Raw genomic sequence first — 12,395 nt, 5'->3', positions numbered from 1 at the left:
AAAAATGGATTTGGTCGCAGAACAGTAATTTTAACACAATAATACCCCTTAAGGGGTTATCAGTATCGATGCCCTTATAGGGCTTTATGCAAGCCTCCGGCTGGGCCGGAGGTCATGACTTCGGCGGCGAGTTCCTCGAGAATTTTGTAAGAAAGCGGTGACGGTGTGGCGACCCGCGCGTCTATACTCTCCCAGCAGCGCACCTCGATCTGCTGACCAAAATCGCGCAATCCGTCCCGCATGCCGGTCACACGGTCTTTATGTAGGATCGCCATATACTGGAATGCACCGGTGTCCTTGAGCAATCGTTCGACCACAGCGGTTGCCTTTCGAACCGTTTCGATACGCTCCGGGGTTATTTTACCGATCACACGTGCTGCGAGTGCAGGGCCTGGGAATGGAATGCGGTCAAAGGCTTCTGCCGGGAGCCCAAGGGCTTCACCTACCTTTCTCACGCCGTCTTTGCGAAGCTGAATGAGCGGTTCGATGATGTGATAGCCAAAAGACTCTTTCGGGTCGATTCCGAGCTGATCAAAAACATTGTGTTGCCGTTTTATCCCTGCAACGGTTTCGTCAATATCTGTCAATATGGTTCCCTGGAGAAGATGTTTTGCACCACTTTCCTTGACGAGGCGTCCGAATACGTCCCGGTAAAAAGTCTGGGTAATCGCTTCGCGCTTCTCTTCCGGATCCGCGATTCCCTGGAGTGCGGCAAAGAATTCTTTTTGTGCATCAACAACATCAACCGTGACGCCAAGCTTTTTAAAAAGACCGACCACCTTTTCGGACTCTCCCTCACGCATCAGACCGTTTTCGATAAACACGGTCTTAAGGCGGTTTCCCAGGGCGCGATGACCGAGCATCGTGACCGTGGACGAATCAACACCTCCCGAGAGTGCATTAATCGTTATTCCGTCCCCAACAACTCGTTGGATTTCTATGACTTTCTCATCAATGAAGTTTTTTGGGTTGAGCTCTTGCGCGGCAATCTCCTTGACCATTTGACTGTCTCCTTTTTATTTAAGTAGTTTTTGACAAGCATCCAGGATTTCCTCTTTATTATTAATTTTTCGTTTTTAAGTCAACGTTTCCTTCTTCTCAGCTTCCGGGGAATTTTTGGGCACACAGGTTTATGGGTTGGCAGAGCACGCGAACAACATTCTTAGAGACGCGTTTTCGGTATAAATTTTATCAAGCAGATTGACATGAAAAGTATGCAGAGCATCTATTCTTGATTTATATTACATTTAGTGTATCTACTCAGGTGGATAGACTGAAGGCTTAAGATTTTCAGGGAACTGCTGCTGTCACTTGAAGCGAACATACGGTGCGATGGACATTTTGCCATATACGCTGGTAAAAACGAAATGGAAAAGTTTATTGAATCATTCTTGACAGCTGGATAAAAACATCAAATTTTAAGTTTATACTGTTTCTCAAAAATATATTCCGTTTTAAACGATGAGAAACTCGTATATAAGAAATCGTAAACAAAGAACTCACTGCCTTTAGTATAATTAATTTCGGTATGACAACGACCACAATAAATTAACCATATTGCATTTAAGTTCTTTCTTAACGATTTCTAATACACTCAGACAGTTTCCTCATTTAAAACGGAACATATTTTTGAGAATTACTTTATTGCACTGAGTAAAAGGGCATTATGAGATTTTGCAAAAAATACGATTTTAAGGGAATCACAGGAGTTAAGTTGGGCTGGTCTCTGTTTGGCCCGCCTTTGCTGACGGTTTATTGTTACATATTTGACGACCTGATGGTGGATAGCGGACAATCCCATATGCAAAAGGAAGCGCTTGAGATTGCAGGGGACTACAATATAAAAAGAATTTTTTTGACCCATCATCATGAAGACCACAGTGGCAATGCAGCCGCAATTAAGCAGTGCTATGACACAACGGTATTTGGACATTTGTTGACAAAGGAAAAAATGAAAGCCTCGTTTAATATCCTGCCGTATCAAAAATATGTGTGGGGAAAAACAACCCCTTTAACAATAGAGCCTGTTCCCCAAAAAATAGAGACTGCTTGGGGGGAGATGGTTCCTGTTCATGCACCGGGACATTCAAAAGATCATACCGTCTATTTGTTGAAAGACGCGGGTGTTTTGTTTTCAGGGGATCTTTACCTGGCGGATAAAATCAAGTTTTTCCGTTCAGATGAAGACTTGGGAACCCAGATCAAATCTTTAAAGAAAATATTGAAACTGGATTTTGATATGCTGCTTTGCAGTCATTACCCTAAAGAGGAACAGGGGAAAAAGCGGGTAGAAAAAAAACTTGCCTTTCTAGAAGAGCTGTATGGCAACATCATCAAGTTCTGGGGCAAAGGATACACAGAAAAACAAATAGTTAGGGCGCTAAAACTAAAGGAGAATTATTTAATCAAATATTTTTGCTTGGGAAATGTCAGTATGATTAATGGGGTGAGATCGGCCATCCGGCATTATAAAATGAAAAAAGAAGTGGTATAACTATGAAGTGGCCCTGGTGACATTGCGCCGTTCAGGGCCACAACAAAGGAAAAGGAGAATCTTATCCAGAATGGGAGAAAAGACTAAAATTCGTCATAATGGATAAACTCAGCCACCTCTTTTCGCTTTGGAGCTGAAGATTTTTTGGCAGGATACCCCAGGGGAATAATGGATACCAGCTCGTAGCCTTCGGGCACTTTTATCACTTCTTTTGCCTTGTCATGGTCAAACAGTCCTGTGATTACGGTTCCCAGGCCCAGGTCATGAGCGGTAAGGCAGAGGGTTTGTGCAGCGATTCCAAGATCAAACATAAACCAGTCACCGAATTTTGTAGTTACCATCTCTTTATAATATCCTGAACTGTTCAGCTTGGCACACAGGGCCAGAACCACCGGTGCAGCCACCACAGACTTGGTTGCGGGATTTCCCTTTGGGGGAAAGGATGTTTGCAGTTTTTCTTTCACCGATGGGTCTTTGATAACCACGATCTCCCAGCACTGGGTGTTGGCCCAAGACGGTGCCCATCTGACCGCTTCAAGCACCTGGTTAAGGATGTCTTCCGGGATATCCTTCTCCTCATATTTTCTTACGCTTCTTCTTTCCCTGATGATTTCAAATAAATCTGACATGCTTTTCCTCCTCTATTTTTTTTCATTAAACCGGATGATTTTGCATTCCTGGTTTCTGATGTCATCAATTTTAACTTTTACTCCCTGGCACCGGCACTGAACCCATCTTCTGTTACATTTGGGGCAAATTTCCATACTGCATCCAACGTGATGATATCCTCCGGGTTTGATATTGCAGTCCGGACACCGTGTTTGATTTTGTTTTTTGGTAAAAATATTTGTGGGTTTGGTATAAGGTATGGGTCTGTATTTCTTTTTATCGATAAGAATAAAACTTTCAATACAGGACGCTGCTCCGGTTTTTTCCTTTCCGCAAAATTTGCAAATAGCCAATTTAAAAATTACCCTAGATAATGATGAATTTAAAAAAGCCGAATTCATCAGGTTCTATGTGTTAAGTTTTGGGTGTAAATTAATTCAATTATCCATTTTATCATATAGCTAAAACGTTTCACAAAAAGTGTTTTTTGCTTTTAGGAAACGATCAAATATGACGGTCTTGTAAAAGGTTCAAATTCAAGGCGTGCAAATTTTGTAATCATGAGGCGTACTTTTCGTACGTTGAATGATTGCGAAATGCAGCATAACGCAGAAGTTGGATATTTTACAAGACCGTCAAATATTGAACTTGCCTGATTCAATATATGGCACATCCTCAACATCCAAAGCATGAATAATATCTTTATTGAGCCTTTTTTTCAGCTCTTTGATGACCGCCCGCTTTTTGTTCATGGTTTTGGCAAAAGCGAGCGTTTCATCCATAAGCTGGTTGATGTGGCAGGCTTTGGTTATGATATGGTGTTGTTCACATTCTTCGGCAGTCAGGCGCTTTCCGGAATATTCCATCTCTTCCAGCTTATACAGCGGTATTGCCTTTTTTAACATGGCGTTCATGCCGGGCAGAAAGGGTATGCCCAGATCAACCTCAGGAAAACAAAAATATCCCCTGTCCGAACGCATAAATCTGAAATCAAAGGCGCAGCACAATATTGCACCCCCTGCAAAGGCATGACCGGTGATGGCAGCCACGGCAATCATGGGGTAGGTCACAATCCGTTTAAAAAGAGCGTTCAGTTGATAGAAATAATTTTTTGCTGTGGGTATATCGCCCTTTTGTATTACCGGGACCAGCCATTCAAGATCAATTCCATTGGAAAATATCTTTTCATGGGAAGATTTTACCACCAGTGTGGTGGCCTGTGTTTCATTTTCCACCTCATCCAGTACATCGAGGAAAGCCCCGAGAAAGTCAGGATTAAACCGGTTTTCTCCACTGTTTAGGGTGACCACTGCTACATTTTCATCCAACGCATATTCAATAAACGACATCCTTCTCTCCTTTAGATTTTATCATATAAAAAAGGGCTTCGATCATCGCCCCCCACTGGATAAAGACCGATATCCATGAAAGCGTGTTCGTTTTTATCGCCGAAATAAAACCTGTTTTAATCAAAAGACCAATGACTATAATACTGCCCACGTAGCCGGCAAAAACATACCAGCCGGCCCTGTCTCGTTTCTGTAAAAGTTGTCCGCAGCCCGGGCACAACCACCCTGCGGCAAAAAGGCCGATACCGTAGGGTGCAGAGGGTTTGATCCATTTTTCATCAGGGTATAAAGAGCTCCGGGTTAAAGCTGAGACTGTAGCTGATATGGCGCCATACCTGACAGTTTCCTGAATGAGGTTGCCAAAACTATAGTCCAATATGATCATATGTTCCTTGATAATATTGATCAGTGTATATGGATTTGATGCGGATATCTGCTGGTTTTTAACCAGCAGGGAAATACTTGTGAACAGTTGCGTATAGGCAGGGATGATGAGCAATATTCCCAAAAGGTTTGCGGCAAACAGAATATAGCCGAATTGCCGATAGCCGGTGTACATTTGTCCCGCCCCCGGACAAAACCAGGACATGGCGATCCCCCAAGGGACACTTTCCTGTGGGGGCCGTTCGTTTTGCTGCCGATACGTGACCGCCACAGCCACAGATGAAATCATGGCCCATAACCAGATAAAATACATCCCTAAAAAAGAGATCCCGAGAGAAAAAATGGGAAGGTCGGACAATACAGACCCCCTGGCCGGATTCAGTCTTTGAAAAAGAATATCCATGACACGCAGCATCATATCGATTACCAGCCAGTTAAACCACACCAGGAAAAAAAGGAACACGGCTGCGGTAACAAAACCACGAATGCGCGACTCTGCATAGATTTCACCAAGACCGGGGGCACTGGCGCCATAAATAAAAGCACGATGAACACTTACAGATTTTTTCTTATCCGGTCCTGTTACGGTTTGAGGTGTCATATCTGGTTCGATCACTGTACTTGGCCTTTGAATAAATGACTTCGCAATTTATTAGATCGTAGATCACAGCACATCGCTCATAGCCTGAAGGGTTCAATCCTTTTGATAGGCCCTATTGCCCCGGTGCTCTTTGTTTAAAACCATGGCTTTCGTTTAAACGTTAAATAGTGCGTTGCATACTTGACATAATCAACTTGATAACTTAAAAGTATTCAATGACTTATTATAAGTCAAACGACCGGGGCTATTTCGAAAACCCCTTATCACATAACATGATATTACCCTAAAAAAAAAGAAAGAATTTTTCGAAAGACAGTTTTAAAATTCAAGGAGGCCCCTTATGAAAACATTAATTGGAGGAGCAATTGCAGCTGCCATCGGTATTATTGGTATGCTGATTTGGTGGAAATCCTTTTTTTCAATTTTAGCCGGTTTCATTCCTGTCATGCTTTTGCTTGGTGGCGGGCTGGCCATTTACCTGGGTTTTGATGAACTTAAAGATACCCTGGGAAAAAGTGATGATAACCAAGAAGACGATCAATACAAAAGCCCGGTTGAAACACCCATAACAGAAGCAGCAACAGTACCTGAAAAAGAAGCAAAACCGAAAAAAGAAACAGAGGCAAAAAAAGAAAAACAAATGACTGCCGGCGATACTGTTTTGAATATTATTGCAAGCAACAAGGAAGGGGTTGATACCGCCTCAATACAAAAAGAAACGGGCTTTACCACTAAAAAAATTCATAACATCGTTTATAAGTTGAAAAAACAGGGCAAAATCATCAGTGAGCGAAAAGGCTTTTACAAAAAAGCTTAACTAGAACAACGAATGCCACGTCCACCAAAGATCCCGTCAAGCGAGAAAGGACGTGGCATTGATTTTTCCGGATATTCTCCATTAACTATCTTTTCGTTTTGCCTATCGGTAAAACTGTTTGATAAATCATATATACTTCATTCAGATAAGGTGCAAACCCTTCTGAATCTACACGGTCGTCTGCCTTGCTGTCTCTGAATATGATAAAATGATCACCGGTGACTCCGGCCGCCCATTTTGTTGGTGATTGAATAAAAGCCCGACGAAGATTTGGCCCAAAGAAAGTCCTCAGGACTATGCTGTCCGGCCCACTTACCTTGTATCGTCGTGAAAATTCCGCATCCTCTTCAAATTTTACATCATCGCCACCGAAGATCTTTTCAAAAAGCCGATCTCCCAATTGGACCGGGTGTAAGGAAAAAGTGGGAACCTGATGTCCCTTAACGGAGAAAGCCACCACAGAACGAAAATAAAAACCATACGATTCTCCGGCGGACTCTGTCCGACCGTAGCGATAGTTAAACACAATCACCTGGGCATCCTTGTATCGGCCTGAAAGAATCGGACTAACGATGCTGCGCCGTTCACCTCTTTTAAGGACAGGTGCATATAACAGTTTATCTGCTGTCGGGTGATTTTTCAGTCGGTAATTGAGGTTAAGCGTCCTTGCGGTTCTTTTAAATTTATTGATTTCAACAAAAATTGACCGATACACAAATGCACCGATTACTGAGAGAAATATCAAAGTGAAAAAGATGCTCTTGGTCGATTGATATAAGGAATTTGCAGAAAAAACCTTCATAAAGGATCTGGTTTCTACCAGCTCTATAATAGAGTAAATCAAACCCATACCCATTAGAATATAGATGGGATATTCCCCAAAAATATAAATAAGATCGTTGAATATTTTTTTTATCATTTTGATACTGGCTTATTAAATGGATAATCAGGGCCAGCGGAAAGTTTTCACCACGATATTTTTTGATCTGGCAAAGGCTGCAAAATCTTCCAACGCATTCTTGTTTCCGCTGTAAATCTGTTCTAAAAGCGCAAGGAGCAGCTGATCTTTATTTGTTTTTGATACGGCTGCGGTCACCTCTGTCTCATAATCGCCGGGCCCAAAAGAATTGCGGATGATGCGCAGGTCGCCCTCATCCGTGATTGTCGCATCAATGTAGCTCGATGATTCATTCTTCTTTTAGTAAAGATTAATAGATGACATTTTTGTATGCTTTCTATGAATGGTTAATGGTGAATTTTATCTGTTGAATTTCTAAAGAGAAACATCACCACCGATAAAAATAATAGACTAAACACCCAATTCCAATATCCAATCAGTAAGCCAGGTATGGTACTTTCAAATAAAGCCTGTATGAACCAGTAGGTGGATGATGCAAATGCAATAAATTGTAGAAGATAAAGTTTTCGGGGTTTAATTTTAAAATGAATGATGAAAACAAGAAGTGTAATTAAATTAGCCAGATTTACGAATATTCCTAATAATAGTCCCCAAAAATTTTTATAATCAAATAGTAATTCTATTACCAAAAAGGCACATTGGAAACCATAGATGGGTTTTCCATTATTAAAAAGTACGGCAGAAGGAAGAAAAAAGGAAAAACAATATAAGCCAATGCCGGTATAATAATATTTTTTGAACAATGAGTTTTTCATAAATTTATTTAATCGCAATTCAGCTCACCACGAACTTAGGACACGAAAAACAGTGGGTGAACAGGTCGGATAAATACCTTTGTTCAGGCCATTTATTTAGCCCTGTACATAATAGTTTATTCCCAGGTACAACTGATAAATACCAAATGCGACTAAGACAATGGATGACAAGCCCAGCATAATTTTGCTCACTCTGGGTCCCATTCTTCGCGCAAATCCAAATAAAACAATTGTTCCGGCTAAGGTGAATACCATAGTCACATAAAAACCGATCACCATGGCAATTCCATTCATTGGCGCCAGTTTCCAACCCTGTAGAAAAATCGGTCCCATAATTAGGCTCCATCCCAAATACGGATTCGGATTTAAAAGATTTACCACTACGGCATTAAAAAGCGTTTGCTGGGCGGATTCGTTCAAGACGGTTTGGTCTGCATCGAACGCTTGCCAGGATTTAAACGCTCTAAATCCGAGATAAAGAAGAAACAGTCCACCACCCAGCCTTAACATGATAATAAAGCTGTCCGGCATGGTGCTGAGCAGAGATAAGATGACAATGAGAATAGGTATATCACTGACAACCGGAGCGAATGCAGCAGGCAAGGTTGAGCGCCATCCCTTTTTTAGGGTTTGAGAAATGATGTATGTCTGAAGCGGTCCGGGTTGAACGGCTGCGGCAAATGCATAGGTTATTCCAAAAATCAAATAGCTCAACACGGTAACAAATGTTCTCCAATATATTTTAAGACAACAGGCTGCTCAGGAGCGGAGCGGCTTTTTGCGCCGACCCTTCCAGCAGGATGTTAATTACGATTTTTCATTCATATTCTTCATCATAATCATCATAGTCCGGATACTGTGGTGGAGATTCTCCTGCTGACTTGATCAGTTTTATATGTTTTTTTTTGGATTTCGTTTCACTAATATTTTGAACTTTAATTCGATGCCACCAATCATCCCCAAAATCAAATAGGTAGTGAAAAACATCATTTTTATTCAAGCCGACATCGCCAATTCGAGTGTTTGCTGTAGATGGCTTCCTTTTGTCAAAACCCATTATATCTTCAACATTCATGGGATGCGTTATTTCTGGAGCATCATAAATGTTCCGAATATTCTTGGTGTCCTTTCGGGTGATAAAAAATGAATAAAGGTGCTCATCGTACCTGTCAAATGCTTGGAAAATCACATCGTGAAAATCATTAAAAGTGCAATTCTCGGAAGCCTCGATTATTCGATACAGCTTTGGGATTCCTATAATAGAAACTCTGAACTTATATATCTTCATTTTTTATTCCTATACACATAAGCGATTATACTGATCTGGACTTCTTACAGGCTGCGTCTATGTATTTGTCCGAAATATTCAAACAGATTATTCATATTCTCAGGTCCTGACCTCTGATAATTACCTTTACACCCTTTTCATCAAGGGATTCGGCACCCGACGCGATCCGCAACATGATGTGTGTCAACTAAATTTGACACACAATCAGCCGGCCCTGCATCAGCTGGCATGTTGCCGATGCGCCTGAAAATAAGATCTGACCTCTGCTGGTACCGAGGTGAATCGAACCACGTGCGAACGGCTGTTCTCTCCCGATTGCCCTATGATCTTTCCATAGAAATCCTTTCCCATTAGTTCTTGGTCCACTTCTCCTAGGTTCATTTTCAGGTTGTTCAACAGCTCAATCGGTTCGTCTAGGGTAATCTCAGCACATTTCTTAGAAAGCCTGACCATAAAGCCCTCAATGCCTTTTTTCCCCACGTGCTTGCCTGCCAGCACCGTGTACCTCATTGGAATCGGCCGTGCCAGAATAACCAGGGCCGGGTCTTTCTCCTCCAAGGCGAGATTGAAGCGGCCACCAATACCACCAATTTCGTATATCTTTAACGGTGTTTCGGCTCCCTTGGGAAACACCTCATGCTGGTCGTCAATGCGCAAAATCTCACCCGCCTGATTGAGGGCCGATTCCGAAATGAGTATCTGCCCTCCGACGGTGTAAGATTCAATCCGGCTGGTCATATTCACCCCGCTGCCTACCACGGCATACTTGCTTCGCTTGCTCGATCCAATGTTTCCGACGATTACCTCCGCCTCGTTTAGGCCAATTCCCATTTCAAGTTCGGGAAAACCATTGGTACGGTTCTCCTTGTTCACCCGCACCATCGCGTTCTGCATTTCAATGGCACAGGCGATGGCCTGCTCCACACGATCCGGCATTTCCTTTGGTGCACCAAAAATGACAAGCAGTGCGTCGCCGATAATTTCATTTATCGTACCGTTGTATTTTAGAACCTCCTCCACCATTACTTCGAAATAGGAATTGAGCAACTGAACTACGCGCTCTGGTTCAAGACGCTCCGACAGGGCGGTAAAGCCCCTCAAATCCGTCATCATGATTGTTACCCGCCGTTTCTCTCCCCCCAATTCAAGGGCAAGCGGATTCTCAATCAGTGAGTTCATGACCTCTGTGGATAGATATCGGCCAAACATCTTTTTTAGAAGATCTGTCATTTCAGCCACCTTTGTCTCCCGATCTCTCCACCGGGTGAATATATAGGCGGCAAGGAGAAGCATTAGAAGAAAGACCACCATCACAAACGCCAAGGTCCCGACAAAATAATATGTCTCGATCTTCCCACCGCTAAAAGCGGACGCTGCATAGATGGGGGCATAAGGAATCATACCAGCCCAGGTGGCAATTGACGAGCCCACAGTGAAAACGGTGAATGTTACCATCCATGGGAGGGCTATTTTCCGTTCAAAAAGGAGAAAGGTGAGCGTCCCCAGAGCCATCCCCAAAAGGAAAGGGCCGGGGTGGGTAACCGGCCCAAATATATAACAGATAAATGATACATGGACTGCGTTGTATTGAATAACTGTGTGGGCAAAAGCTCGATTTTCCGGGGAACGCCGACGTAACCATAGACCAAAAAGCAAGAAAAGTATCCAGGGGAGACCGATACTTCGATTTATATGATAATAGGGTTGAGCAAAGTCCCAATTAATCCAAAACAAGCGCTCAAAATATATGGACTCAGCAATGCCCATTACAAGATTGCTTGCTCCTCCCACAAAGCAAAACAGTGCGATAAGAAGGAGGCATCGATCGACCAGGCTCCATTCCAGGGGATTCTTGTTTTTGCGGTTGTTCCGAAGAAGCAAAACAACCGCTACAAATGTAAATACCCAGGGAAATGCAACCGATAAAAACCGTTGCACCCATGTTCCTTCCATGCCCATCACTCCTAAACCGGATAGACCGGAACCAAAAAAGGCTACTCGCAAATGCACCACAGCTGTATATTAAATACAACCAAGGCAAATATTTCTCTTGGATTGTTTAGCCCCGGTCAATTATTTATTTTCTATTTATAGGGATATTATGATCTAAATATGGAAATTAAAAGAAATCTGTTTCTTATAAATCAAAATGCCTTTTTGGCCCGGGCAATGTTGTCCACTTCTCCCATGATGATTAACGTCATTCCTGCATTCAGCACTTGTGAGGGTTGTGGATTGAACTCTATTTCCCCGTTATCATGTCTTACGGCAAGGATAAGAAGGTTAAACTTGGCCTTCAACCCGGATTCATGAAGATTTTTGCCTGCAATAGCGGAATTTTCCCGGATCTCGATTTGATGAATCCTTAAGTTACCCTGTTTGCTGCGGAGCATCCGGTCGAGGAAATCAACGACGGTGGGACGAATCATTTCTGAGGCCATTCTAAGCGCCCCGATGGTGTTGGGAGACACCACCCTGTTTGCTCCGGCCATTTTAAGTTTCGGCTCCAGCTTTGGATCTATCATTCTGCTGATGATACGTATGTTCTTGTTGAGCATTCTTGCGCTCATGGTGACATAAAGGGTGTCTTTATCGGAAGGAAGGGTGATGATGATTCCGGCTGCCTTTTCTATGCCTGCTGCCACCAGATTTTCATCTTCGGTGGCGTCTCCTTCAATATAGATCAGGTCTTGCATCGATTTGCATCGCTGGATATTTTCCTGATCCTGCTCGATCAGCACAAAAGATTCCTTGTTTTTTTCAAGCTCTTCGATGACCGGGCGTCCGGTCTCTCCTCCACCGCATACAATATAGTGATTTTTCATTTTGCTTATTCGTTTAAACATCTTCTTTTTCCTCAATATTCCTGAAAGTTCTCCTTCAATGATCAGAGCCGTTACGGTACTTATGCCATACAAAATAATACCCATGCCGAAGGTAATAAGAAGCATGGTGAATATCTCGGCAGGAATGTTTCCCGTAATCTCTATCACTTCACCGAATCCTACGGTAGTCAGGGAAATTACCGTCATATAGACACAATCCATAAATCTCGGCTTTCCACCGAACAAGATATAATATCCGGTGCTTCCCGCCAGGATTACAAGAGAAATGGAAAAAAGGATCAGGTAGAGTCTTTTTTTAATGCTCATTTTATTTAAAAAACCTTATTCGCATGA

Annotated in this window: 13 protein-coding genes; 2 read left to right on the top strand and 11 right to left on the bottom strand. The window is 42.6% G+C overall.

The features are described 5' to 3' along the window. Positions 1–74 precede the first annotated feature (74 nt). Positions 75–1,001 carry an asparagine synthase-related protein gene (locus SWH54_02940; GenBank protein MDY6790204.1) on the bottom strand — a complete coding sequence of 309 codons (927 nt, stop codon included), beginning with the start codon at positions 999–1,001 and terminating at the stop codon, positions 75–77. Positions 1,002–1,666: 665 nt separating this feature from the next. On the opposite strand from SWH54_02940, the gene SWH54_02935 reads away from it, so the two are divergent. Next, positions 1,667–2,494: an MBL fold metallo-hydrolase gene (locus SWH54_02935; protein MDY6790203.1), complete on the top strand. Its 828-nt coding sequence runs from the start codon at positions 1,667–1,669 to the stop codon at positions 2,492–2,494. A gap of 83 nt (positions 2,495–2,577) precedes the next feature. Here the strand turns inward: SWH54_02935 and SWH54_02930 are convergent, their stop codons facing one another. The 4 genes from SWH54_02930 to SWH54_02915 form a co-directional block, all read right to left on the bottom strand. Continuing rightward, positions 2,578–3,123, bottom strand: a complete 546-nt coding sequence (locus SWH54_02930) for a nitroreductase family protein (protein MDY6790202.1) — start codon at positions 3,121–3,123, stop codon at positions 2,578–2,580. A gap of 12 nt (positions 3,124–3,135) precedes the next feature. After that, positions 3,136–3,456, bottom strand: coding sequence for a hypothetical protein (locus SWH54_02925; protein MDY6790201.1), 321 nt, complete (start codon positions 3,454–3,456; stop codon positions 3,136–3,138). Positions 3,457–3,738: 282 nt separating this feature from the next. Next, positions 3,739–4,452, bottom strand: coding sequence for an enoyl-CoA hydratase/isomerase family protein (locus SWH54_02920; protein ID MDY6790200.1), 714 nt, complete (start codon positions 4,450–4,452; stop codon positions 3,739–3,741). After that, complete coding sequence (locus SWH54_02915) at positions 4,439–5,452, bottom strand: hypothetical protein (GenBank protein MDY6790199.1); 1,014 nt, start codon at positions 5,450–5,452, stop codon at positions 4,439–4,441. The genes SWH54_02920 and SWH54_02915 overlap by 14 nt, the downstream gene beginning before the upstream one ends. 325 nt (positions 5,453–5,777) lie before the next feature. Here SWH54_02915 and SWH54_02910 point away from each other — a divergent pair, with 325 nt between their 5' ends. Further along, on the top strand, positions 5,778–6,254 hold the full coding sequence (locus SWH54_02910; GenBank protein ID MDY6790198.1) for a hypothetical protein: 477 nt from the start codon (positions 5,778–5,780) through the stop codon (positions 6,252–6,254). An 85-nt stretch (positions 6,255–6,339) separates the two neighbouring features. On the opposite strand, the gene SWH54_02905 is transcribed toward SWH54_02910, so the two are convergent. The 6 genes from SWH54_02905 to SWH54_02880 form a co-directional block, all read right to left on the bottom strand. Beyond that, on the bottom strand, positions 6,340–7,173 hold the full coding sequence (locus SWH54_02905; GenBank protein ID MDY6790197.1) for a hypothetical protein: 834 nt from the start codon (positions 7,171–7,173) through the stop codon (positions 6,340–6,342). Between the two features lie 27 nt (positions 7,174–7,200). Continuing rightward, positions 7,201–7,350: a hypothetical protein gene (locus SWH54_02900; GenBank protein MDY6790196.1), complete on the bottom strand. Its 150-nt coding sequence runs from the start codon at positions 7,348–7,350 to the stop codon at positions 7,201–7,203. 674 nt (positions 7,351–8,024) lie between these two features. After that, complete coding sequence (locus SWH54_02895; protein ID MDY6790195.1) at positions 8,025–8,645, bottom strand: LysE family transporter; 621 nt, start codon at positions 8,643–8,645, stop codon at positions 8,025–8,027. A gap of 100 nt (positions 8,646–8,745) precedes the next feature. Next, positions 8,746–9,216 (bottom strand): plasmid pRiA4b ORF-3 family protein, encoded by a 471-nt coding sequence (locus SWH54_02890; GenBank protein MDY6790194.1) that lies wholly within the window; start codon positions 9,214–9,216, stop codon positions 8,746–8,748. A 219-nt stretch (positions 9,217–9,435) separates the two neighbouring features. Beyond that, entirely contained in the window at positions 9,436–11,169 is a 1,734-nt protein-coding gene (locus tag SWH54_02885) for an adenylate/guanylate cyclase domain-containing protein (GenBank protein ID MDY6790193.1), read from the bottom strand. Between the two features lie 191 nt (positions 11,170–11,360). After that, positions 11,361–12,368, bottom strand: a complete 1,008-nt coding sequence (locus SWH54_02880) for a potassium channel protein (protein ID MDY6790192.1) — start codon at positions 12,366–12,368, stop codon at positions 11,361–11,363. Positions 12,369–12,395: the final 27 nt, after the last annotated feature.

Source organism: Thermodesulfobacteriota bacterium, from assembly GCA_034189135.1.
In the GTDB taxonomy this organism is placed as follows: domain Bacteria; phylum Desulfobacterota; class Desulfobacteria; order Desulfobacterales; family JAUWMJ01; genus JAUWMJ01.
Note: the sequence above shows the minus strand (reverse complement) of the source record. Positions and strands in the feature narration are given on the sequence as shown.